This is a genomic window from Micromonospora sp. URMC 106, assembly GCF_051386395.1.
GTDB lineage: Bacteria > Actinomycetota > Actinomycetes > Mycobacteriales > Micromonosporaceae > Micromonospora.
In genome coordinates this window covers 24,633-48,968 of sequence record NZ_JBPQTP010000008.1, presented here as the reverse complement: position 1 = coordinate 48,968, position 24,336 = coordinate 24,633, and the positions used below count along the sequence as shown (strand labels likewise).

Sequence of the window (24,336 nt, the reverse complement as noted above, 5' to 3'; positions counted from 1 at the left end):
CGGACCGCGCCCGCGGTCCGGCCTGCGTCATGGCACCGGGCAGGAGACCCGCCAGGCGTCCAGCTCCCGGTCCTTGCGGATCGAGGAGAAGCCGTAGCCCACCGTGGTGACGCAGAAGTCCGCGGTCGAGCCTGTGTACTCGACGTGGAACACCGGCTTGCCCGCCTCGACGAACGGCAGCAGCTTGGCGCACAGGTTCCGCCGGACGCACTCCTGGTTGACGGCGAAGTCGAAGTCCGGCGCCAGGGCGGCCACCTGCGGCACGTCGTCGACCAGGCCGGGGGAGAGGTCCAGGGACCGGGCCAGCTCGGCCAGCCGGCGGTTGAACAGCAACTGGTCGTCGAAGCCGAGCGGGAAGCCGGAGCGGTGTGTGTACCCGTCGGCGTCGGCCAGCGCGACCGCGCCGAAGCCCTTGCCCCGGCAGAGCCGGAACCGGTCCGCCAGCACCGGCCGCAGCGCGTCCCACTGCCGGACGTCGAGCCACCGGCTCTGCGGGCGGCGGGCCGCGGCGCCGCGTACGGCGGTCGGGAAGCGGCTCGCGTCCGGGTCGGTGGGCGCGACCGTCCCGACGTGCACCTGGCAGACCAGCCGACGGTCCCGGGAGCGCAGCTCGGCGGTCTGGGCGGCGGTGGTGGCGACCGGGTCGAGCAGGAAGACGTCGGCGTCGACGGTCGGGTCCAGCACCCCGCTCAGTTGCCACTGCCACTGCCACCGTCCGGCCCACTCCGCCGGCCAGGTGGTCGGAGCGCCCGGCGGGGCGAGCGCCACCCGGCAGGCGCCGACGGTGGCCAGCAGCGCGAGGACGACACAGCCGGACAGGACCCGGCGCGGGCCCCGCCCGACGGCGCGCGTACGTGGCCGGGTCCGCATCGGCAGCTCCGCAGGTCGCGGGCGGCGGTAGTGCCGCCCGGGTGGGGTACGCCGACGCGGCGTACCTCACCCGGTCAAACGAGCGCGGACCCGGTCACGACTCGCGTTCAGCGCGGCGCGGCGAAGACCTGCGTCCAGTACGGCCCGTTGCTGCTGGCGACGCCGACGCCGATCTCGGTGAAGGCGCAGTTCAGGATGTTGGCCCGGTGACCGGGGCTGTTCATCCAGGCGTCCATCACCGCGGCGGGCGTCTTCTGGTTCCAGGCGACGTTCTCGCCGTAGGTGCGCCAGGCGTAGCCGACCCGGTCCAGCCGGTCGCCGGCGTCGCTGCCGTCGCTGCCGGTGTGCGACATGTCCTGGTGGTCGGCCTGGTCCTGGCTGTGCCGCTGGGCCGCGGTCATCAGCTTGTCGTCGATGCCCAGCGCGCCGCAGCCGGCCTTGGCCCGCTCGGCGTTGACCAGGTTCACCACCTCGCGGGCCTGGGCGCTGACCCCGCTGCCGACGGGGGCCTTCGTGCCGCCGCCGGCCGGCGCGCTGCTCCGCTCGACCGTGCGCCGCGAGGCCGCCGTGGAGCGCGACGGCGCCGGCGTCGGCTTGGCCGCCTTCGTGGGGGACGGGGTGGGCTTCACGGTGGTCGGCGCGGCGCTCGGGGTGGGCGCGGTCAGCGCGTCGGCGGGGGACCCCTCGGTGCCCGGCAGGGCAGGGGCGGCGGCGATGGTGTCGTCCACGGCGGCCGGGTCGGTCTCCGGGCCGTCGCCGCCCAGCGCGACCGCGCCCACGCCGAGGCTGACCACCAGCGTGGCGGCCGCGGCGGCGCCACCGATCAGCGTCGGGCGGGAGAAGCGGCGGGGGAAGCGGTGCCGGCCCTCGGCGGGGGGCGTCCCGGCCGGGGCGTCCCCGTGCGCCGCCAGGTCGAACGCGGCGGTCGGGGCGTCGATCGGCCAGCCCTCGGTCCCCCGCCCGTCGGCCGGGGGACCGTCACCCCGGTACGGCCCGTCCGCGCGGGCATCGGCGTCGGCGTGCCAGCGGTCGCCCGCCGCGGCCTGCCAGGTCATGGGCGGCTCCGCCTGCCACGCTGTGGACGGCTCCGCCTGCCAGGTCGCCGTCGGCTCCGCCTGCCAAATCGCGGACGGCTCGGTGGGCCCGGTCGGCCGGGTCGCCGCCGGCTCGGGGGGCTCGGCCCAGCGGGCGGTCGGCTGGTCGCGGTGCCACTCGTCGGCGGGCCGGTCCGGGTCGTCCCCGAACAGGTAGGCCGACCTCGGCTCCGGACGGTCGGTCAGCCAGGCCGGCTCCTCGCTGTGCGGCTGCTCCGGGCGCCGAGGAGCGCCGTCCGGGTCGTTCGGGTCGGTCCAGCGGTACACGCCTGTGCCTCCACGGGGTCGGTTGCGGGCCGGGGTGACGCTACGGGGCGGCCGTGAACAGCGGCAACGTGGCTAAGGAAGAGTTAAGGGGAAGTCGGACGGCCGGGTAGGGACTTCCGGGGATCCGAGGCGTAGAGTCAAGGTGTCCGGACAGAGCGTGTCCGCGCCTTGTGGCAGCCCCCCGACAAGCGGACAGGTCGACGTAGAAATGATCTACGGCCTGCGAGAACTTGACGACGGAGGGGGTATCGGCTCAATATATAGGTGTCGCCAGTCGCGCCCGGTCATGCCCAGAATCGTCTGGGTTGACAGCCGCGTACACATGGGCGCGCGTTGGCCGGCCTTTCCGGCAGCGCACATCAAGGAGTCATCATGGCTAAGGCCCTGTACGGCCACGTAGGCGCAGCGCCCGATCGGCGTCTGCTCGACGAGGTCACCCGACTGCGTGCCACGGTTCGGGCACTGGAGTTCGAGATCACGCGGCTGCGTGCCGAGAACGATCGGCTCGCGGCGGCCGCGGCGGAGGCGGACGATCTGCTCCGTCTGGCCGAGCCCGCGCTGACCTGAGCTCCGGGATCACAAAACTGAATCGCACCACGCAAAAAAGCGCGCCGACACTTCTGTGCCGGCGCGCAGCTTTGTCCGCACCCTTTCGTCGGCGCCAATTCGCGATCTTGTGCCCCGGGGAACAGTGCTAATTGGCCGCCCCGCCCCCGCCGGACGGACACCGCCCGGCCCCGCCGGACGGTACGGCTCCGCGGCGGCCAGGCGGGTCGCGTGCCGGGCGGTTGCCGGTGGCGGGTTAGTCTGCGGGTTCACCCAGGTCCGCGCAGCCGGCGACGGTACGGCGGCCACCGGACGAGGATCGAGAAGGTGCATCTCAAGAGCCTGACGGTGAAGGGCTTCAAGTCCTTCGCCTCCGCGACGACGCTGAAGCTGGAGCCGGGGATCACCTGCGTGGTCGGCCCGAACGGCTCCGGCAAGTCCAACGTCGTCGACGCCATCGCCTGGGTGCTCGGCGAGCAGGGCGCCAAGGCGCTGCGCGGCGGCAAGATGGAGGACGTCATCTTCGCCGGCACCGCCGGCCGGGCGCCGCTGGGCCGGGCCGAGGTGACCCTGACCATCGACAACACCGACGGCGCGCTGCCGATCGAGTACACCGAGGTGTCCATCACCCGCCGGATGTTCCGCTCCGGCGAGAGCGAGTACGAGATCAACGGCGACTCCTGCCGGCTGCTCGACATCCAGGAGCTGCTGTCGGATTCCGGCATCGGCCGGGAGATGCACATCATCGTCGGGCAGGGCCGGCTCGACGGCATGCTGCACGCCAAGCCGGAGGACCGGCGGGCGTTCATCGAGGAGGCGGCCGGCGTCCTCAAGCACCGCAAGCGCAAGGAGAAGGCGCTGCGGAAGCTCGACGCGATGCAGACCAACCTCAACCGGCTCACCGACCTCACCGCCGAGCTGCGCCGCCAGCTCAAGCCGCTGGGCCGGCAGGCCGAGGTGGCCCGGCGCGCCGCCGCCATCCAGGCCAACCTGCGCGACGCCCGGCTCCGGCTGCTCGCCGACGACCTGGCCACCCTCCGCGCCACCCTGGACCGGGAGATCGCCGACGAGACGGCGGTGCGCGAGCGGCGCGAGCAGGTCGAGGCCGAGCACACCGAGGTGCAGGCGCGCCTCGCCGAGCTGGAGGCGGCCCTCGCCGAGGACGCGCCGCTGCTGGCCGCCGCGCAGGACACCTGGTACAAGCTCTCCGCCCTCGCCGAGCGGTTCCGCTCGATCGAGCAGCTCGCCCGGGAGCGGCTGCGCCACCTCAGCGCCGCCGGTGACGACGAGCGCCCCGGCCGCGACCCGGACCAGCTGGAGGCCGAGGCCGAGCGGGTCCGCGAGCAGGAGGAGGAGCTGCGCGCCGCGCTCACCGACGACCAGATCCGGCTCGCCGAGGCGGTGGAGCACCGCCAGGAGCTGGAACGGCAGCTCGCCGCGGCCGAGCGCGAGCTGGTCGCCGCGGCCAAGGCGATCGCCGACCGGCGGGAGGGGCTGGCCCGGTTGACCGGCCAGGTCAACTCCGCCCGGGCCCGGACCACCAGCGCGGGCGAGGAGATCGAACGGCTCGCCGCCGCGCACGCCGACGCGCTGGCCCGGGCCGAGCAGGCGCAGGCCGAGCTGGACGCGGTGGCCGAGCAGTCCACCGAGGCGGACCGGGACAACGCCGACCTCGACGCCCGGCACGCCGAGGCGGTCGCCGCCCTGGAGCGGGCACAGGCCACGGTGCGGTCGCTGACCGACGCCGAGCGGTCGGCGGAGAAGGACGCGGCCACCTGGAAGGCCCGGGAGGAGGCGCTCGCCCTCGGCCTGCGCCGCAAGGACGGCGCGGGCGCGCTGCTGGCCCGCGCCGACGAGGTCCCGGGCCTGCTGGGCAGCCTGGCCGGGCTGCTCACCGTCGCGCCGGGGCAGGAGGCCGCCCTCGCCGCCGCGCTCGGCGGGCTCGCCGACGCGGTCGCGGTCAGCGGCGTCGACGAGGCCGTCGAGGCGATGCGGCTGCTGAAGATCTCCGACGCCGGCCGCGCCGGCCTGCTGGTCGGCAGCCCCGCCGGCCCGGGCATGGACGCCCACCCCGACGCGCTGCGGCCGAAGCTGCCCGACGGCGCCCGCTGGGCGCCCGACCTGGTGGAGTGCTCCCCGCAGATCCGGCCGGCGGTGCACCGGGCGCTGCGCGACGTGGTGCTGGTCGACGACCTCGCCGCCGCGGCCGAGGTGGTCGCCGGCAACCCGGAGCTGCGCGCCGTCACCCCCGACGGCGACGTGGTGGGGGCGTACGCGGCCGCCGGCGGGTCGGCCAAGGCGCCCAGCTTCATCGAGGTGCAGGCCGCCGTCGAGGAGGCCCGGTCGAACCGGCTCGCCGCCGAGCGCACCGGCGCGGAGCTGCGCGAACAGCTCGTCGACGCCCGCGCCGAGGTGGCCGCCGCCAAGGAGGCGGTGCAGCACGCCGCCGCCGCCAAGCGGGAGGCGGAGAGCCACCGCAACGCCGCCGCCCGGCGGCTGGCCGAGCTGGGCGCGGCGGCCCGCTCGGCGAAGGCCGAGACCGACCGGCTCGGCGAGTCCCGGGCCCGCGCGGAGGCGGCCCGGGAACGGGACCTGCTCACCCTGGCCGAGCTGGAGGAGCGGCTGCGGCTGGCCGAGGAGACCCCGGTCGACGCGGAGCCCTCCACCGAGGAACGCGACCAACTCGCCGCGATGGTGCCCCAGGCGCGGCAGAACGAGATGGAGGTCCGGCTCGCGGTGCGTACCGCCGAGGAGCGGGTCTCCTCGATCGCCGGCCGCGCCGACTCGCTGCGCCGGCAGGCCACCGCCGAGCGGGCCGCGCGGGAGCGCGCGGCGGCGCGGCGGGCGGCCCGGACCCGCGGCGCGGGGATCGCCCGCGCCGTGGCGGGCGGCGCCCGGGAGGCCCTCACCCGGCTGACCGTCTCCATCGCCGCCGCCGAGGAGCACCGCGACGCCGTGGCGCGCGAACGCGCCTCCCGCGAGGCCGAGCTCCAGGAGGTACGCGGCGCCGCCAAGCGGCTCGCCGCGGAGCTGGAGCGGCTGACCAGCCAGGTGCACCGGGACGAGGTGGCCCGCGCCGAGCAGCGGCTGCGCATCGAGCAGTTGGAGGCCAAGGCCGCCGAGGACTTCGGGCTGGACGTGGAGACGCTGGTCGCCGAGTACGGCCCGCACCAGCCCGTCCCGCCCACCCAGGCCGACGTGGCGGCCGCCGAACGGGACGGCCTGCCGGCGCCCGAGCCGGTGCGCTACGAGCGGCCGGTGCAGGAGAAGCGGGCCGCCAAGGCGGAACGGGAACTCACCCTGCTCGGCAAGGTCAATCCGCTCGCGCTGGAGGAGTTCGCCGCGCTGGAGGAGCGCTACAAGTTCCTCTCCGAGCAGCTGGAGGACCTCAAGGCCACCCGCCGCGACCTGCTCACCGTGGTCAAGGACGTCGACGACCGGATCCTCGAGGTCTTCGCCAGCGCGTTCGAGGACACGGCCCGGGAGTTCCAGCAGGTCTTCACCGTCCTTTTCCCCGGCGGCGAGGGGCGGCTCGTGCTCACCGACCCGGACGACCTGCTCACCACCGGCGTCGAGGTGGAGGCCCGCCCGCCGGGCAAGAAGATCAAGCGACTGTCGCTGCTCTCCGGCGGCGAGCGGTCGCTGACCGCCGTGGCGATGCTGGTGGCGATCTTCCGCGCCCGGCCCAGCCCGTTCTACATCATGGACGAGGTGGAGGCGGCGCTCGACGACGTCAACCTGGGCCGGTTGATCACGCTGCTGGCCCAGTTGCGGGAGAAGAGCCAGCTCATCGTCATCACGCACCAGAAGCGGACGATGGAGGTCGCCGACGCCCTGTACGGCGTGACCATGCGCAACGGGGTGACCCAGGTGATCAGCCAGCGGCTCAACCGGGCCGACGGGGACGACGAGCGGCGCGGCCGCGGCGAGGGGGACGAGTAGTGGGTCGGGAACAGGCGACGGCGCTTCTGGTGGACTTCGACGGCGTGCTGCGGCGCTGGGACCCGGCGGTGGCCGCCGGCGTGGAGCGGGAGTACGGCCTCTCCGAGGGCGTGCTCCTCGAGATCGCCATGCAGTGGGGTCGGGTCCAGCCGGTGCTCACCGGCCAGGTCAGCCACGCCGACTGGATGACCAGCGTGGTCGACGCGCTGGCCGGGCAGGCCGGCGGGCCGGAGCGCGCCCGGGCCGCGGTCGAGCAGTGGCAGCGCTACCGGGGCGAGGTGGACACCGAGGTGCTCGACTTCGTCCGCGAGGTGCGCGCCGGCGGCCTCCCGGTCGGCCTCGCCACCAACGCCACCGACCTGCTCGACGACGACCTGGCCGCGCTCGGCCTGGTCGGCGAGTTCGACGCGGTGGTCAACTCGTACCGACTCGGGGTGAACAAGCCGGCCAAGGAGTACTTCCAGGCCGCCTGCCGGGCGGTGGCCACCCCGCCGGACCGGGTGCTCTTCGTCGACGACGAGGACTGGTCGGTGCGCGGCGCCCGGGCCGCCGGGCTGTCGGCGCTCCGCTGGGCCGGCCGCCCCGAGGACCTGCGCTACCTGCGGGCGGCGCTCGCGTACTGAGGCACGCTCGCGTGTCGGGACGGGCGGCGCGGGGCCCGTGGGCGGCGCTCGGATGCGCGGCGCCGCCCGGGCCGGTCACTCCCCGGTGGCGCCGTCGATGCGTTCGCGGATCAGGTCGGCGTGGCCGTTGTGCCGGGCGTACTCCTCGATCAGGTGCACGTAGACCCAGCGCAGGTTGAACGTCCGGCGCTTCGGGCCGACCTCGGTGAAGGTCTCGTCGAGCGAGCGGCCCGCGGCGGCGGCCCGGGCCAACTCGACCTCGCGGTGGAAGGTGGCGAAGTCGGCCTCGGCGTCGGCGTTGCTGACGTCGTGGTCGGCGTCCGGGTTGTCCGGCGTAAAGTAGGGGTAGTCGACCCGCTGGCCGGCGAAGTTCTCCCGGAACCACCAGGCCTCCACCTCGGCCAGGTGCCGGACGAGGCCGAGCAGGGTCAGCCCGGACGGCTCGACGCTCGGCGTCTTCAACTGCTCGGCGGTCAGCCCGGCGCACTTGAGCAGCAGGGTCTGCCGGTGGTAGTCGAGCCAGCCCTCCAGCATGGTGCGCTCGTCGCCGACGTAGGGCTCGGGGGTGCGGGTGATCTCCGGTGCTCTCCAGGTCATGCCGGCCATCCTGGCCGGGGGGACCGAAAACCGCGACCGCTTATCCGGGCACCACGACCTGTCAGGGCACCACGACGACCGGCCAGCGGCCGGCCCGGACCAGGCGGGTGGCGACCGAGCCGACCAGCCGGTGCCCGGCCTGCTCGGACGAGCCGACGACCACCAGGTCCGCCCGGAACTCGTCGGCCGCCGCGCGCAGTTCGGCGTACGCGTCCCCGCGCCGGCACAGGAAGGTGACCGGCAGGCCGAGTTCCTCGGCGCCGCGCCGGCACTCCCGGCGCAGCTCCGCGGTCAGCTCGTCCTGACCGCGCCGCACCTCCCCGGCGTCCAGGCCCGGCACCAGGGTGGCCAGCCCCGGCGGGGCGCTGACGTGGACCACCACCAGGGCGGAGCCCTGCCGGCGGGCCAGCCCTGCCGCGTACCAGCCGGCGCGCTCGGAGGTGCGGCTGCCGTCCAGGCCGACCAGCACCACCCGGGGTCCGTCCGTGCCGCGCTCGTAGGGCAGCGGCCGGGTGCGCGGGCCGTACTCCTCCCGCTCGGCGGGTGCGTCCGGGATCATGTCGGCTCCGTCCTTTCCCGTTGCCCTAGGCAACAACTTGCCGCGGCCGGGCGGTATTCCGGCGGCCTAGAAGTACTCCTCGTTGAAGCGGCGCAGCAGCCGGGCGAACTCCTCGACGTCGACGGCCGACCAGCTGTCGAGGGTCTGCCGGAAGCGTTCGAGCCGGCCGCACTGGGCGGCGTCGAACCGGCGCTGCCCCTCCTCGGTCAGGCTGAGCTGTGCGGCGCGCCGGTCCGTCGGGTCGGGATCGCGCCGGATGAGGCCGAGGCCCTCCAGCCCGTGGATCTGCCGGCTCAGCGTCCCCTTGCCGACGCCGAGGCGGGCGGCCAGGTCGGTGAGCCGGACCGAGCCGCACCGGCGCAGCCACAGCAGCAGCCCGTACGCGTTGGGCTCGAGGTGGGGATGCACCTCGCGGGCGATCTCCCAGGAGACCGCGCGCCCCCGGCGCAGCAGGGCGGTCAGCTCGTGCTCGACGGCCCGCATCGCCTCCGGCAGGTGCTCGTCCACGGTGGTCAGCGTACGGCCGACGGCTCAGCCGCCGTCGGCCAGGCGCTGCCGCATCACCGGCCGCAGGTGGCCGTCGCTCGTGGTGCCCTCGATGGTCACCTCGGCCGCCCGCCCGGTGTGCACCAGCGTGGCGACCGCGTTGCCGAAGTAGGGGCCGGCCAGCCGCTTCCAGCGGAACGGCGGGCGGCGCACCCCGGCCGAGCGGGCGAGCGCCCGGGTGGCCCCGGCGGGCCCGGCCGACCAGCCCAGCCGCATCAGCGGCCGCATCCCGGCGGGCACCTGGTTGTGGATGGGCGAGCAGGTGAGCTGGTGCACCGGGGTGACCACGCTCCGGTCGTCGAACCGGGCCCGCGCCACGTACGAGTGGTGCACGTCGCCGGAGAGCACGCTGATCGAGGCCGGCGGCGCGTACGCCGGCCCGGCCCCGACCCGGTCGCCGGGCTCGCCGGGGGTGCCGCTGCCGATCCGGGCGAACAGCGCGCCCAGCGCGTCGAACGAGCGGCGGAAGGCGGCCCAGTGCTCCAGGTCCAGCGCCCGGCGCAGCCTCTCCGACAGGCGCCCGACCCAGCGCCGCCGGGAGTCCGCGAGCCTCTCGTTCCACGCCTCCACGTGGTGGATGCCCGGCGGCAGCAGCCACGGCAGCGAGGCGCCGACCACGAGGTGGTCGTAGACGCCGTGGGCCCGGTCGAGGAACCAGGACCACTCGCCCGGGGGCAGCATCGCGCGCTGGCCGGACTCCAGCACCCGGCTGCACCGGTTGTCCAGCATCACCAGCCGGGTCCGGCCCAGGTCCAGCGCGTAGCTCCACTGGTACTGCACGGCCCGCCACCGTTCGGTGTCGTGGGCGAGGTCGGCCTCGGTGTCGACCCGCTGGCCGAACTCGCGCAGCACCCCCGTGGCGTCCTCCGCCGCGCTGACCTTGGCGAAGACCGGGTCGGCGGCGATCTCGTCGGGGGAGAGGTTGCCCAGGTGCTGGTAGACCCAGTAGGACGCCAGGCCGCTGGCGATGCGCTCCGCCCACCAGGGCTGCTCGCGCATGTCGGCCCGCCAGGCGGCCGAGGTGTTCCAGTCGTCGATGATCTCGTGGTCGTCGAAGATCATCACGCTCGGCACGGTGGAGAGCAGCCACCGGATCTCCGGATCGCGCCAGGACTCCAGGTAGAGCTTGGTGTACTCGTCGAAGCTGACCACCTGGTCGCTCGGCGCGCCCTTCGGCCGCCGCCGGCGCCGCTTCAGCAGCCGCCGCACCGTGGGGGAGGTCACGTCGGCGTAGACCTGGTCGCCGAGGAGCACCAGCAGGTCGGGCAGGTCGGCCGGGTCGGGGTCGGCCATCAGCCGCCGGGCGTACGCGTCGAGCGCGTCCGGCGGCAGCCGCCGGGTGGTGGCGTGCTGGGTGGTCTCCCGGCAGGAGCCGAAGACCAACCGGACCGGCTGGTCGAGGTCGTCGGCCGCCCGGGTGCGGATGACGCTGGGCGGGAACCCGCTCTTCGCCACCGGCCAGGCGACCTCGTCGTCGATCAGCACCTCGTAGGTCGTCGCGCTGTCCGGGGTGAGCCCCTCCACCACGACGAGCGCGTAGTGGTGCTCGTACGCGGAGAAGGTGGGCGCGGTGCCGTGGGCGCCGTCGGCGGTGCGGACGGTGACCACGGCGGGCGCGCTGGTCTCGACCCAGACGGTGGCCCGCGTCCCGACCACCCGCCGCAGCAACGGGCCGATGAGCAGGTGTGCCGCGGGCATGGTCGACCTCCAGGTGAGCGGACTTCATCTTTACTACCCGGCCGGCGGTCGCACCACTGCTGGCTGTGACCGAGCCTACCGCCGGCTTCCGGACCCCCCGGCGGGAGCGGTGGCTGGGACAGCTTCGCCGGCATCTGACAGGATTCCGGCATGACCGAATACCTCCTCATCGCACTCGCCCTGCTCGGCGTGCTGATCCTTGGCGGCATCGGGCTGGTCGTGCCGCGGCTGCGCCGGCGCCCGGAGCCGCCGCTGCCCGAGACGGAGGTCGAGACCCGGGCCGAGGAGGACCTGGCCGGCCCGCCGGTGCAGGCGCCGGAGGCCGAACTGTCCACCGGGATCCTGGTGGAACCGCCGGTGGTGGAGGCCCCGGCGCCGGTGCTGGAGGTCCCCGAGCCGACCGCCGGGCGGCTGGTCCGGCTGCGCTCCCGGCTGTCCCGCTCGCAGAACGTCTTCGGCAAGAGCCTGCTCGGCCTGCTCAGCCGCGACCACCTCGACGAGGACGCCTGGGAGGAGATCGAGGACAGCCTGATCACCGCCGACGTCGGCATCGACGCCACCCGCGACATCGTCGACCGGCTGCGCGAGCGGACCCGCGTCCTCGGCACCCGCTCCGCGTCCGAGCTGCGCGCGCTGCTCGCCGCCGAGCTGGTCAACGCGCTCGACCCGACCCTGGACCGGTCGCTGCGCACGGCCCCGAAGGAGGGCGTGCCGGCGGTGCTGCTGGTGGTCGGCGTCAACGGGGCGGGCAAGACCACCACCTGCGGCAAGATCGCCCGGGTGCTGGTCGCCGACGGCCGCAGCGTGCTGCTCGGCGCCGCCGACACCTTCCGGGCCGCCGCCGCCGACCAGTTGGAGACCTGGGGTGGGCGGGTCGGCGCGGAGACCGTCCGCGGCCCGGAGGCGGCCGACCCGGCCAGCGTGGCCTTCGACGCCGTCAAGCGCGGCATCGACACCGGCGTGGACACCGTGCTGATCGACACCGCCGGCCGGCTGCAGAACAAGGTCGGCCTGATGGACGAGCTGGGCAAGGTCAAGCGGGTGGTGGAGAAGCACGGCCCGATCGACGAGACACTGCTGATCCTCGACGCCACGACCGGGCAGAACGGGCTGGAGCAGGCCCGGGTCTTCACCGAGGTGGTCAACGTGACCGGCGTGGTGCTCACCAAGCTCGACGGCACCGCCAAGGGCGGCATCGTGATCGCCGTGCAGCGCAAGCTGGGCATCCCGGTCAAGCTGGTCGGGCTCGGCGAGGGCAAGGACGACCTGGCGCCGTTCGACCCCGCGCAGTTCGTCGACGCGCTGCTCGGTACCGAGCCGCTCGCCCGGGACGCGTAACCTCGCAGTGACGACCGACGACCGCGCCTACGCCGGGTGGCGCGACCCCAGCCACCCGTCGCAGCGCCTCGGGAGACCGTACGTGACTTCGCAGGAGATCCCGCTGCACGGCGGGAACGTCAGCACCGTGGTCCGGGTCGGCGACACGGTCCGGCGCAACGCCGGGCCGTGGACGCCCTCGGTGCACGCCCTGCTGCGCCACCTCGAGTACGTGGGGTTCACCGGCGCCCCCCGCGCGCTCGGCATGGACGAGCGCAACCGTGAGGTCCTGTCGTACCTGGAGGGGGAGTGCGGGGAGTACCCGCTGGCCCCGCACTGGGTCACCGACGAGGCGCTGGTGACCGTCGCCACCATGCTGCGGATGTTCCACGACGCCCAGTACGGCTTCGTGCCGCCGCCCGGGGCGGTCTGGCGCTCGTTCGGCCCGCCGCCGCCGGACACCGAGGTGATCTGCCACCACGACGCCGCCCCGCACAACGTCATCTGGCGGCCCGACGGCACCCTCGGGCTGATCGACTTCGACCTCGCCTCGCCCGGCGCGCGGATCTACGACGTGGCGTACGCGGCCTGGACCTGGGTGCCGATCTTCTCCGACCGGGACTCGATCACGCTCGGCTGGAAGCACCCCGACCGGCCGCGCCGGCTGCGCCTCTTCGCCGACGCGTACGGGCTGATCCCGCGGGACCGGCACCGGCTGATCCGGACCATCCGCAAGCGGATCGTGGACCACGTGGAGGGCATCCGCCGGATGGCCGCCGCGGGCGAGCCGGCGTTCGTCCGGATCGTGCACAAGGGGCACCTGCGCCGGCCGATGCGGGACCTGCGGCTGCTCGACTACGAGCGCAACGCCCTGGAGCACGCGCTGCGCTGAGCGGTTCGTGCCGCCGTGCGGCGGTGGTGAGGTTCTCTTCACACGTCCGAAACAAGCCGTCACCGTCCGGAAATCGACGGGTGACGTTGGGGGAAACAGGGAGCGAGCAGGCTTCCGCGCATCCGGCGTACGGGCGACGCTGCCCCGGAAGCCGGGAAGGAGGGACTTCACCTTTAGGAGGCCAGCGTGCCTGAGGCACCCACGATCGATTCCGGCAACACCGTCTGGTTGCTGGTGTCGACGGCGCTCGTGCTGCTCATGACGCCCGGACTGGCGCTGTTCTACGGCGGCCTGAACCGGGCCAAGGGTGTACTGAACATGATGATGATGAGCTTCTCCGCGATCGGGCTCATCTCCGTTTTGTGGTGGTTCTACGGTTTCAGCATCGCGTTCGGCAGCGATGTCAACGGCTTCTGGGGCGACCCGGGCGCCTACCTCGGCACCAAGACCTTCCTCGCCGAGACCGACCTCTGGGGCGCGACGGCGGAGAACCCGAGCGGCATCGGCGTCCCGCTCTACGTGTTCATGGCCTTCCAGATGGTCTTCGCCGTGATCACCGTCGCGCTGATCAGCGGCGCGATCTCCGACCGGGCGAGGTTCGCCGGCTGGCTGCTGTTCGCGTTCGGCTGGGCGACGCTCGTCTACTTCCCGGTCGCCCACTGGGTGTGGGGCGGCGGCATCATCGGCGGCGACATCCACGCGCTCGACTTCGCCGGCGGCACCGCCGTGCACATCAACGCCGGCGCGGCGGCCCTGGCCCTGGTGCTGGTGCTCGGCAAGCGGCTCGGTTGGCCCCGGGAGGGCATGAAGCCGCACAACATCCCGCTCGTGGCGCTCGGCGCCGGGCTGCTCTGGTTCGGCTGGTTCGGCTTCAACGCCGGCTCCGAGCTCACCGTCGACTCGGTCGCCGGCCTCGCCTTCCTCAACACCCAGCTCGCCACCGCCGCCGCGGTGCTCGGCTGGATCGCCGTCGAGTGGATCAAGGACAGGAAGCCGACGATGGTGGGCGCCTCGTCCGGCGCCGTCGCCGGCCTGGTCGCCATCACCCCGGCCTGCGGCTTCGTCGCGCCGTGGGCGGCGGTGCTGCTCGGCGTCGTCGCCGGGGCGGTCTGCGCGCTGGCCATCAGCCTCAAGTACAGGCTCGGCTACGACGACTCGCTCGACGTGGTCGGCGTGCACTTCGTCGGCGGCTGGATCGGCTCGCTCTGGCTCGGCCTGTTCGCCACCAACTCGGTCAACGGCGCGATCAGCGACGTGGTCGGCGCCTCCGACGGGCTCTTCTACGGTGGTGGGGCGACCCAGCTCGGCCGGCAGGCCCTGGCCGGCCTGATCGTCACCGTCTGGTCCTTCGGGGTCGCCTGGGTGCTCGCCTTCGTGATCGAGAAGACGATCGGCTTCCGGATCCGGGCCGAGGACGAGGTCGGCGGCATCGACATCGCCGAGCACGCCGAGAGCGGCTACGACCTGTCGCCGGCCGCGGGCAGCGGCGGCGGCAGCGCCTTCGCCATGGCCGGGCTGACCGGCGCCAAGCAGACGGCGGAACCGGCCGCGCCCGCCGCGTCCCCCGCCGAGCCGGCCGCCGAGCCGGTCGACGAGAAGGTCGCCGGTTAACGTTCCTGTGATGGAGGGGTTGGACATGAAGCTGGTGACCGCGGTCATCAAGCCGTACCAGCTGGACGCGGTGAAGGAGGCCCTGCACGCCCTCGGCGTGGCCGGCCTGACCGTCAGCGAGGTCCAGGGCTACGGCCGGCAGAAGGGGCACACCGAGGTCTACCGGGGTGCCGAGTACACGGTCGAGTTCCTGCCCAAGATCCGGGTGGAGGTGCTCACCGACGAGATCGACGTGGAGAAGATCGTCGACGCCGTCGTGGCCGCCGCCCGGACCGGCAAGATCGGCGACGGGAAGGTCTGGGTGACCTCCGTCGACGAGGTCGTCCGGGTACGCACCGGCGAGCGCGGCCTCGACGCGCTCTGACCGGGCCGCGACCGACATGACCCCGTCGATCGAGAGGAACGCGGTGGGAGCCGCCGGCGACGGCGGCGCGGACCTCCCGATCGACGGGGTCGTCGGGGGCGTCGGGGAGGCGGCGCGGGCCGCGCGCGCCGACGCCCACGACCGGTGGCTGCGCGAGCTGCTGCCGGACCGGCCCGGGGTGGCGCTCGTCGCCGTCGGCGGGCTGGGGCGGCGGCAGTGCGCGCCGCACGGCGACCTCGACCTCGTGCTGCTGCACGCCGGGGTGCCCGGCGTGGAGGAGCTGGCCGCCTCGCTCTGGTATCCGGTCTGGGACGCCGGCCTGCGGCTGGACCACTCCGTCCGGACCGTCGCCGAGGCGTTGGAGGTCGCCCGGGACGACGTGAAGGTCGCCCTCGGGCTGCTCGACGCGCGGCTGGTCGCCGGGGACGCCGCGCTCGCCGACACCCTCGTCCGGGCCGCCGCCGACCACTGGCGGCGGACCGCCGTGCGGCAGCTGCCCGGGCTGCGGGAGCTGACCGCCGCCCGCTGGGAGGCCCACGGCGAGCTGGCCTTCCTGCTCGAAGGCGACCTGAAGGAGGCCGCCGGCGGGCTGCGCGACGTCGGCATCCTGCGGGCGATCGCCACCGCCGGGATCACCGACGCCCTGCGCCCCGCCGTCCACGCCGCGCACCGGCGGCTGCTGGACACCAGGGACGCGCTGCACGTGCAGGTCGGCCGCCGGATCGACCGGCTGGTCGCCCAGGAACGCGACGGCGTCGCCGCGCTGCTCGGCCTGCGCCAGCTCCCGCCCGGCGCGCCCGACACCGCGCGGCCCCGACCACCCCGCCCCGGCGCGTCGGACGCCGCGCTCGCAGCCGTCGGCGACGGCGACGCGCTGCTGCGCCGGATCGCCGGGGACGCCCGGACCGTCAGCCACGCCCTCGACGACGCCTTCCGCGCCGCCGACCGGCTCCGCTCCGGCCGCCGCCGGGGAGCCGACGGTCGGCCGCTGCGCCGGCCGGTCGCCCGGGACGTCGTGGCGCACGACGGCGAGCTGGTGCTGGCCCGCACCGCGATCGGCGCGCGGCCCGACCCGAGCCTGTCGCTGCGGGTCGCCGCCGCCGCGGCCACCACCCGGCTGCCGATCGCCCGGGCCACCTGCGAGTGGCTCGCCGCGTACTGCCCGCCGCTGCCGGCGCCGTGGCCGGCCGAGGCCCGGGCCGCGCTGATCACCCTGCTCGGCGCCGGTCCCGGCCTGGTGCCGGCCTGGGAGACCTGCGACCGGTACGGGCTGATCGAGGGCTGGCTGCCCGAGTGGACCCGGCTGCGCAGCCTCCCGCAGCACAACCCGGTACACCGGTTCACCCTCGATCGGCACCTGGTGCAGACCGCGTCCGAGGCCAGCCGGTACACCCGCGAGGTCGACCGCCCCGACCTGCTGCTGCTCGGCGCCCTCCTGCACGACATCGGCAAGGGGCTGCCGGGAGACCACAGCACCGTCGGCGCGCCGCTGGCCGAGGCGGTGGCCGCCCGGATCGGCCTGCCCGGGCCGGAGGCCGCGCTGATGGGCACGCTGGTCCGGCTGCACCTGCTGCTGCCCGACGTGGCCACCCGGCGTGACCTCGCCGACCCGGTCACCATCGCCGGGGTGGCGGAGCGGGTCGGCGACACCAGCACCCTGGACCTGCTGCACGCCCTGGTCCGCGCCGACGCCGCGGCCACCGGCCCCGCCGCCTGGTCGGACTGGAAGGGCCGGCTGGTCGCCGAGCTGGTCGCCCGGGTACGCACCGCGCTGGACACCGGCGCGCTGCCCGCCCCGCCCGCCCCGGACCCGGCGCTGCTGGCGGGGCCCCTGCCGGTCGTACACCTGACGGGGGACCGGGTGGCGGTGGCGGCGGCGGACCGGCGTGGCCTGCTCGCGACGGTGGCCGGCTGTCTGGCCCTGCACCGGCTCGAGGTGCTCTCCGCCGACGCCTCCACGGTCGACGGCCGGGCCCTGGTCGAGTGCCGGGTGCAGCCCCGGTACGGCCTCGCGCCCGACCCGATCGCCCTCGGCGCCGACCTGCGCCGCGCGGTGAACGGCGACGTCTCGGTGACCCAGCGGCTGCGCGGTCGGGCCCTGGCGGCGCGGGCCGAGGGGGCCGCGCCCCGGGTGGTCTGGCACCGGGAGGCGGCCACCGACGCCGTGCTGCTGGAGCTGCGCGCCGCCGACGCGGCCGGCCTGCTCTACCGGGTCACCTGCGCCCTCGACGAGGCCGGCGCCCAGGTGCGCGCGGCCCGCATCTCCACCCTCGGCGGGGACGTGGTGGACGCCTTCTACCTGGTCGGCGGCTGGCCGGACGACGCCGCCCGCGCCCGGCTGGCGGCCGCGGTGCTGGCCGCCGTGTGAGGAGGGGCCCCGGTCGCCGCCCGCGGCGGGATGCCCTGCCGGCGCGGCCCCCGGCCGGCCCGCGGCCCGCGTCGGCGGGGCCGGCTGCGCCCGGCCCGGAGCGGCCGTGCGGGCGGCCGGATACCCTAGCGGTGGCCGGACGCCTCGCCCGGTCGCCGATGTGCCCGCCGGAACACTGACAAACGGGATGTTCGCGTGTTTGACACCTTGAGTGACCGCCTGTCCGGGATCTTCACCAAGCTCCGCGGCAAGGGTCGGCTCACCGACGCCGACATCGACGCCACCGCGCGTGAGATCCGCCTCGCGCTGCTGGAGGCGGACGTCGCGCTGCCGGTGGTCAAGGGCTTCATCTCGAACGTCAAGGAGCGGGCGCGCGGCGCCGAGGTCTCCCAGGCGCTCAACCCCGCCCAGCAGATCATCAAGATCGTCAACGACGAGCTGGTCAACGTGCTCGGCGGCGAGGGACGGCGGCTCCAGTTCGCCAAGCAGCCGCCGACCGTGATCATGCTCGCCGGCCTCCAGGGCTCCGGCAAGACGACCCTCGCCGGCAAGCTGGCCCGCTGGCTCAAGGCCCAGGGGCACCAGCCGCTGCTGGTCGCCGCCGACCTCCAGCGCCCCAACGCCGTCGGGCAGCTCCAGGTGCTCGGTGGCCGCGCCGGCGTCGAGGTGTACGCCCCGGAGCCCGGCAACGGCGTCGGCGACCCGGTGCAGGTCGCCCGCGCCTCGATCGAGCACGCCCGGCGGGCGGCCCGGGACATCGTCATCGTCGACACCGCCGGCCGGCTCGGCATCGACGCCGAGATGATGCAGCAGGCCGCCGACATCCGCGACGCGGTCGACCCGGACGAGGTCATCTTCGTCATCGACGCCATGGTCGGCCAGGACGCGGTGCGCACCGCCGAGGCGTTCCGCGACGGCGTGGGCATCACCGGCGTGGTCCTCTCCAAGCTCGACGGCGACGCCCGCGGCGGCGCCGCGCTGTCGGTCCGGGAGGTCACCGGGCAGCCGATCCTCTTCGCCTCCACCGGCGAGAAGCTGGAGGACTTCGACGTCTTCCACCCCGACCGGATGGCGAGCCGGATCCTCGGCATGGGCGACGTCCTCACTCTGATCGAGCAGGCCGAGCAGGCCTTCGACGCCGATCAGAAGGAGAAGATGACCGCCAAGCTGATGGGCGGCGAGCAGTTCACCCTGGAGGACTTCCTCGACCAGCTCATCGCGGTCCGCCGGATGGGCCCGATCGCCAACGTGCTGGCCATGATGCCCGGCATGGGGCAGATGAAGGACCAGCTCGCGGAGCTGGACGACAAGCACTTCGACCGGGTCACCGCGATCATCCGGTCGATGACGCCGGGCGAGCGCAGCAACCCGAAGATCATCAACGGCTCCCGCCGGGCCCGCATCGCCAACGGCTCCGGCGTCACGGTGATGGACGTCAACCAGCTGCTCAACCGCTTCGCCGACGCACAGAAGATGATGAAGCAGATGGGCGGCATGATGGGCCTGCCCGGCGGCGGTCGGCGCAAGGCGACCAAGTCGCCGAAGAACAAGCGCAAGGGCACCAAGGGCGGCAACCGGCCGCGCGCCGGGGCGGGCGCCGGGATGCCGGGCGGGTTCCCGGGCGGCATGCCCCAGCTCCCGCCGGGCATGGACCCGAACGACCTGGCCGCCGGCCAGGGCCTGCCGCCGGGCTTCAAGCTGCCGAAGATCGACTTCAACAAGCTCGGCAAGGGCGGTGACGGCCGGCCCCGCTGAGGCGTGTCGGTGGCGGCGGGTGACGTGACCTTGCTTCCACACCGAGGACCTCTCCGTCGCCGAGCGGCCCTGGCAGGTCTCCGTCGACCCGCCCGCGCCGACGACGCGGCGGGCCGGGCTGCTCCGCGCGCGACGGGGACCGACCCCACCGCTGCGCACGGGCGGGGCCCGGCCGTGACCGGCCGGGCCCCGCTTTCCGTGCGACAGGTCAGGACACCAGGTCCGGCCGGTCGGTGACCCGCAGCGCGTTGACGATCGGCGCGCCGTAGCCCTTGTGCGTCACGAACCGCACGTTGAGCTGGCCGTCCGTCACCCGCACCGTGTACGTCCGGTTCAGCGCGGCGAAGCTGCCCACCGCACCGGCCACGTCCAGGGACGGCAGCACCTCCTGGCCTTCGAGCAGCACGTCGAAGACCCGCTTGTCCGGCGACTGCGGCCGGACCTCGGCGAAGTCCAGTTCGACCGTGTAGTGGCCGTCCGCCAGCCCGTCGACGCGGTACTCGTACATCCCCTCCCGCTGGTCCGCGAAGCGGGCCGGGTCGTTGGTGCCGGTGATCGGGGTGTTGGTCGACCGCGCGTTGGAGTTGCCGAGGTAGCCCGCGCCGCCGGCGGTCCAGGCCCGGTCCGGCGACCAGGTCTGACCCTCCACGTCGGCCCGCGCCGCGCCGGCCCCGGCGTTGACCGCCAGGACGTAGCTCGGCACCACGAGGGTGACCGGGACGAGAAGGACCGGCTGGCGGCCGCTGGCCGAGGTGATCCGCAGCTTGGCCCGGTGGTGGGTGCCGGGGGTCAGCCCGGCGGTGCTGACCGCCACGCCGACGGTGTGCCGGCCGCCGCTGGCCAGGCTGGCGGTGGCTCCGGTGAGGCTCAGCCAGCCGATGTCCTGCGGCGCCCCGTCGGCGTTCAGTTCGGTGACCGTGACGTCGGTGCCGAGCGCGCCCGTGTTGCTGAGGGCGACCTGACGGCCGCGGGTCTGGTCGGCCGGGGCGACGACGGCCAGTTCGCTGGTCGGGGTGACGACCCGGGCGGTCCGCAGCGCCGCCGAGCGCACCTCGGCGCCGCCGGCCGGCACGGTCACCGTGCCCACCGCCGACTCGTAGTGCTCCCTCTCGATGCCGAACCCGACGGCGCCGGTCGGGGCCTGGATCAGGTACGACCCGTCGGCCTCGGTCGTCTCCGTGGCGGTCGCGTCGCCCACCCGGGCGGTCACCGTGGCACCGGCGACCGGATGCCCGTCGTTGGCGTCGGTGACCACGCCGGAGAGCACGCCGGTGCGCGTGGTGCGGAACGCGATCGCGGTGCCGTCGGCCACCGCCCGGGCGTTGTACGAGTACTCGAACCCGACGGTGCCGTCGACGTTCTCCAGGCCGATCGTCGCCCCGGTGCCGGTCTCCGCGCCGGTGCCGTCGACGTCGGCGTACCGGTAGGTGATCGAGCCGTCCTCGCTGATGGCGGCGCTGAAGGTCAACCGCATCGACCGGTCGGCGAAGAGCGCGACGTTACGCCACTCCACGACGAAGGTGCGGTGCGGCCGGGCGCCGGTGACGGCGGTGTAGACCCCCGAGTCGGCCTCCACGTAGAGGTCGTCCCAGAACGGGAAGAGCGCGAGGTCGGGGTTGGCGGTGTTCGGCAGGGCGGTGTTGGCGCGGCTGGTCGACGCGGTGTCGAAGCCCAGCACGCCGTTGGTGCTCACCCACGCCTGCCGGTAGGACTTGCCGTACAGCGGCACCCGGAAGGGCAGCGTGACGGGGGCGGTCCGGTCGTCCCCGGTCAGCGGCATCAGCTCCGTGCCGTTGACGAAGGAACCGCCGGCCGCGCCGCACGCGTACCCGAAGGCGTCCACCCGGTCGGGCAGGCTGACGTCCAGGACGGTGTCCGCGCCGACCGCCGCCGGCCGGGTCACCACGTCCGAGCAGCGGTACGCGTGCGCGAAGCGGACGTCGTACGTGCCCTGCGGCACGGTCACGCGGTAGCGGCCCTGCTCGTCGGCGGTGGTGGCGAGCGGGGTGCCGAGGACCGTGACGCTGGCGCCGCCGGCCGGGCCGGCCGAGGTGCGCACCGTGCCGCTGAGCGTGGCCGAGGGCGCCTGCTCGACGGTGATGTCCGCCTCGATCGTCTGGTTCTCGGTGACCGTCACCGAGGTGGTCGCCGTCAGGTAGCCGAACTTGCTCACCGAGACGGTGTACGCGCCGACCATCAGCCGGTCGAACGCGTACGACCCGTCGGCGGCGGTGGTGGCGGCACGTCCCATCGGGCCGCTGACCGTCACGCTGGCCCCGGCCAGCGGGGTGCCGCCCGAGGTGACCTGGCCGCCCAGCGCGCCGAGGGCGCCCCGGGGGGTGGCGTTGACCGCCGCGTACGCGTCGAGCCGGCCCTCGCCGAAGACGTTGTTGTCGTCGACGGTGCCACCGCAGGTGAGCGCGTTGACGTCGATCGCGGTGTCGTCCAGGATGCGCCGGGTCTCGGCGATGTCGCCCTGGATGGCCGGCGAGGCCGACCACATCAGCGCCACGGTCGCCGCGGTGTGCGGCGAGGCCATCGAGGTGCCGCTGAAGGACGCGTAGCCGCCCGGCACCGAGGAGCGGACGTTGGCGCCCGGCGCGGCGATGTTCGGCTTGATGTCGCTGTTCTCGCCGGTGCCCCGGCTGGAGAAGCTGGCGATCGCGTTGTTCACGTCGAACGCGCCGGAGCTGTAGCTGATCGTGTAGGACCCGGGGCTGCCCGAGGTGTTGCAGCTCGGGCCGCTGTTGCCGTTGGAGAAGGCCGGGAAGATGCCGGCGGCCACCCACGACGAGACGGTCTCGGTGTACCACGGGTCGTAGGCGCTGGAGCCCCAGGAGTTGTTCACGACGTCGGGGGCGAGGTCGGGGCGCGGGTTGGCGCCGTTGAGGTCGGTGGGGGCGACGATCCACTGGCCGGAGGCGAGCAGCGACGCCCGCGAGCAACTGCTGCTCTCGCAACCCTTGGCGGCGATCCACCGGGCGCCCGGGGCCACGCCGATCACGTTCGCGCCGTCCGAGCCGACCATGGTGCCCATGGTGTGCGTGCCGTGGTCGTTGTTGTCGCACGGGGCGGCGGTGGGGCAGACGTCGGCCGGGTCGAACCAGTTGTAGTTGTGGTCGAGCGTGCCGTCGCCGTTGCGGCCCCGGTAGCTGGCGGCCACGGCGGGGTGGGTGACGTCGACCCCGCTGTCGATGTTGGCGACCACGACGCCCTCGCCGCGCACGCCCAGCTCGTTCCAGACCCGGGGGGCGCTGACCCGGTCGATGTTCCACTCCGCCGCGTCGGTGGCGGGAACGGTCTCGCCGGGCAGCGGCTTCGGGATGTCGACCGGGTCGTCGGCGAGGATCTCGGCCACGTCGGAGCGCACGGCGAGGTCGCCGAGCAGGTCGGCGTCGCCGGTCACCTTGATCGCGTTGACCAGCCAGAACGGGGTGAACTCGGCGCCCTTCGCGGTCAGCATGGCGCGCAGGCCCGCCTGGCTGCGCGCGGCGTGCGCGGTCTTGGTGCGGTGGACGTGCGCGGCCTTGTCCGCCTTGCGCTTCAGCTTGGCCGCGCCGGACAGGTCCGCCTTGCTGTCCAGGAAGACCCAGAAGCTGGCCTTGGTCTGGCCGGCGAGCCGGGTGGTGACCTTCCTGTCGACCTTCTCGGCCACCGCCCTGGCCTCCGCCCGGGCGGGATCCGGTCCGGCGGCGGCGGGTCCGCCGGCGCCGATCGGGACGGTGAGGCCGACCGCCAGGCCGACCACTGCCATTCGCCATCGTCGTGCTGCCACTGTCTCGACGCTCCTTCGTGAGGCGAAACTGCGCATGCCCTGGTGTGCGGGCACTTTCGGAGCATCCTGGCGACGGAAGATCCCTTCATCAAGACATGTGTAAATAAAGGAATCTGTCAATCAGCCGTTCGTTCCGCTCCGTGTCGAGGCGACAGCGGAGGGGAGTCGCCGCTGCGAAGGCGGCCGGGCGGCCTGCCGCCCGCCGAGGCCGGCCCGCGCGGACCGGCCCGCGCGGACCGGGGAGAATGGCCCGGACCGCCCTTTCGCTCGCAGACCGGAGGACGCATGGCCTGGCACGTACGCGGCGTGGTGCTGCCCGACGACGAGGTCCGTGACCTGTGGCTGGTCGGGGACCGGGTGACCTTCACCCCGGTCCCGGGGGCGGAGACCATCGCGGACGGCGGTTTCGTGCTGCCCGGCCTGATCGACGCGCACTGCCACATCGGCATCGCGCGGGGCGGCGCGCCGATCACCTCGATCGACCAGGCCCGCGAGCTGGCCCGCACCGACCGGGACGCCGGCGTCCTCGCGATCCGCGACGCCGGGTCGCCGTATCCGTACCCCGAACTGGACGACGCCGAGGACCTGCCGCGGCTGGCCCGCGCGGGCCGGCACATCGCGCCGCCGAAGCGCTACCTGCGCGACATCGGCGTGGAGGTCGGCGCGGCGGAGGTCGCGGCGACCGTGGCCGCGCAGGCGCGCGCCGGCAACGGCTGGGTGAAGCTGGTCGGCGACTGGATCGACCGGGGCGTCGGCGACCTCGCCCCGGCCTGGGACGCCGACACGATGACCGCGGCCGTCGCGGCGGCGCACGCGGCGGGCGTCCGCGCCGCCGTGCACACCTTCTCCGAGTCGGCCGTCGAGATCATGGTGCGCGCCGGGGTGGACTCGGTGGAGCACGGCACCGGCCTGAGCCTCGACCTGATCGACGAGATGGCCCGGCGGGGCACCGCCCTGGTCCCCACGATGATCAACATTCAGACCTTCGGCGGGATCGCCGACCAGGCGCGGGCCAGGTTCCCCGGGTACGCCGACCACATGCTGGCCCTGCGAGACCGCTTTCCCGAGGTGGTGCGGGCCGCCCACGAGGCGGGGGTGCCGATCTACGTGGGCACCGACGCGGGCGGCGGCATCGACCACGGCCTGGCCGCCGAGGAGATGCTGCTGCTGCACGAGCGGGCCGGCATGTCCACCGTCGACGTGCTCGCCGCCGCCTCCTGGCGGGCCCGCGAGTGGCTCGGCTTCCCCGGCCTGGTCGAGGGCGGCCTGGCGGACCTCGTCGTCTACGCCGACGACCCGCGCGTGGACCTGCGTGCCGTGCGTGCCCCCGCCCGGATCGTGCTGCGCGGTCGCGTCGTCCGCTGACCGGCGGAGGCCGCCCCGCCGGCGGGGGAGCGGCTCCCGCGCCGCGACCGCTCCGGTGGGCCGGCGCCCACCGCGCCCGTAAGCCGGCGCCCGCGCGTCGCGCCCGCTCCCCGTGGGTCGGCGCCCGTCGCGGCCGCCCCCCGTGGG

General features: G+C 74.5%; 17 protein-coding genes. 10 read left to right on the top strand and 7 right to left on the bottom strand.

Annotation, left to right across the window (positions count from 1 at the left end; translation table 11 throughout):
- Positions 1–27 precede the first annotated feature (27 nt).
- Complete coding sequence (locus tag ACSNOB_RS04325) at positions 28–870, bottom strand: endo alpha-1,4 polygalactosaminidase (protein WP_436685265.1); 843 nt, start codon at positions 868–870, stop codon at positions 28–30.
- Between the two features lie 107 nt (positions 871–977).
- A complete protein-coding gene (locus tag ACSNOB_RS04320; RefSeq protein ID WP_436685264.1) occupies positions 978–2,231 on the bottom strand; it encodes a CAP domain-containing protein in 1,254 nt (417 codons plus the stop codon).
- Positions 2,232–2,603: 372 nt separating this feature from the next.
- Between ACSNOB_RS04320 and ACSNOB_RS04315 the strand changes: the two genes are divergently transcribed.
- The 3 genes from ACSNOB_RS04315 (at position 2,604) to ACSNOB_RS04305 (ending at position 7,342) form a co-directional block, all read left to right on the top strand.
- Positions 2,604–2,798, top strand: a complete 195-nt coding sequence (locus ACSNOB_RS04315) for a hypothetical protein (RefSeq protein WP_091096806.1) — start codon at positions 2,604–2,606, stop codon at positions 2,796–2,798.
- Between the two features lie 306 nt (positions 2,799–3,104).
- Entirely contained in the window at positions 3,105–6,719 is a 3,615-nt protein-coding gene (smc, locus tag ACSNOB_RS04310; protein ID WP_436685263.1) for a chromosome segregation protein SMC, read from the top strand.
- Positions 6,719–7,342 carry an HAD family hydrolase gene (locus ACSNOB_RS04305; protein WP_436685262.1) on the top strand — a complete coding sequence of 208 codons (624 nt, stop codon included), beginning with the start codon at positions 6,719–6,721 and terminating at the stop codon, positions 7,340–7,342. The genes smc and ACSNOB_RS04305 overlap by 1 nt, the downstream gene beginning before the upstream one ends.
- A gap of 75 nt (positions 7,343–7,417) precedes the next feature.
- Here ACSNOB_RS04305 and ACSNOB_RS04300 read toward each other — a convergent pair whose 3' ends face one another.
- The 4 genes from ACSNOB_RS04300 to ACSNOB_RS04285 form a co-directional block, all read right to left on the bottom strand.
- Positions 7,418–7,939, bottom strand: coding sequence for a DinB family protein (locus tag ACSNOB_RS04300; protein WP_436685261.1), 522 nt, complete (start codon positions 7,937–7,939; stop codon positions 7,418–7,420).
- 61 nt (positions 7,940–8,000) lie between these two features.
- A complete protein-coding gene (locus ACSNOB_RS04295; protein WP_436685260.1) occupies positions 8,001–8,498 on the bottom strand; it encodes a universal stress protein in 498 nt (165 codons plus the stop codon).
- Positions 8,499–8,564: 66 nt separating this feature from the next.
- The gene (locus ACSNOB_RS04290; protein WP_436685259.1) at positions 8,565–9,005 is read right to left on the bottom strand and encodes a MarR family winged helix-turn-helix transcriptional regulator; all 441 of its coding nucleotides are present in this window, start codon (positions 9,003–9,005) and stop codon (positions 8,565–8,567) included.
- A 24-nt stretch (positions 9,006–9,029) separates the two neighbouring features.
- Positions 9,030–10,742: an alkaline phosphatase D family protein gene (locus ACSNOB_RS04285; RefSeq protein ID WP_436685258.1), complete on the bottom strand. Its 1,713-nt coding sequence runs from the start codon at positions 10,740–10,742 to the stop codon at positions 9,030–9,032.
- A gap of 150 nt (positions 10,743–10,892) precedes the next feature.
- Here ACSNOB_RS04285 and ftsY point away from each other — a divergent pair, with 150 nt between their 5' ends.
- The 6 genes from ftsY to ffh all read left to right on the top strand — a co-directional run bounded on the left by ftsY (position 10,893) and on the right by ffh (position 19,049).
- On the top strand, positions 10,893–12,080 hold the full coding sequence (gene ftsY, locus ACSNOB_RS04280; protein ID WP_393105009.1) for a signal recognition particle-docking protein FtsY: 1,188 nt from the start codon (positions 10,893–10,895) through the stop codon (positions 12,078–12,080).
- A gap of 7 nt (positions 12,081–12,087) precedes the next feature.
- Positions 12,088–12,951: an aminoglycoside phosphotransferase family protein gene (locus ACSNOB_RS04275; RefSeq protein WP_436685257.1), complete on the top strand. Its 864-nt coding sequence runs from the start codon at positions 12,088–12,090 to the stop codon at positions 12,949–12,951.
- A gap of 186 nt (positions 12,952–13,137) precedes the next feature.
- Positions 13,138–14,562 (top strand): ammonium transporter, encoded by a 1,425-nt coding sequence (locus ACSNOB_RS04270; protein ID WP_393105007.1) that lies wholly within the window; start codon positions 13,138–13,140, stop codon positions 14,560–14,562.
- A gap of 25 nt (positions 14,563–14,587) precedes the next feature.
- Entirely contained in the window at positions 14,588–14,926 is a 339-nt protein-coding gene (locus tag ACSNOB_RS04265; protein ID WP_357695411.1) for a P-II family nitrogen regulator, read from the top strand.
- A 43-nt stretch (positions 14,927–14,969) separates the two neighbouring features.
- Positions 14,970–17,294 carry a [protein-PII] uridylyltransferase gene (locus tag ACSNOB_RS04260; protein WP_436685312.1) on the top strand — a complete coding sequence of 775 codons (2,325 nt, stop codon included), beginning with the start codon at positions 14,970–14,972 and terminating at the stop codon, positions 17,292–17,294.
- A 195-nt stretch (positions 17,295–17,489) separates the two neighbouring features.
- Complete coding sequence (ffh, locus tag ACSNOB_RS04255; RefSeq protein ID WP_436685256.1) at positions 17,490–19,049, top strand: signal recognition particle protein; 1,560 nt, start codon at positions 17,490–17,492, stop codon at positions 19,047–19,049.
- Between the two features lie 208 nt (positions 19,050–19,257).
- Here the strand turns inward: ffh and ACSNOB_RS04250 are convergent, their stop codons facing one another.
- Complete coding sequence (locus ACSNOB_RS04250; RefSeq protein ID WP_436685255.1) at positions 19,258–22,803, bottom strand: S8 family serine peptidase; 3,546 nt, start codon at positions 22,801–22,803, stop codon at positions 19,258–19,260.
- A 306-nt stretch (positions 22,804–23,109) separates the two neighbouring features.
- Here ACSNOB_RS04250 and ACSNOB_RS04245 point away from each other — a divergent pair, with 306 nt between their 5' ends.
- The gene (locus ACSNOB_RS04245; RefSeq protein ID WP_436685254.1) at positions 23,110–24,189 is read left to right on the top strand and encodes an amidohydrolase family protein; all 1,080 of its coding nucleotides are present in this window, start codon (positions 23,110–23,112) and stop codon (positions 24,187–24,189) included.
- Positions 24,190–24,336: the final 147 nt, after the last annotated feature.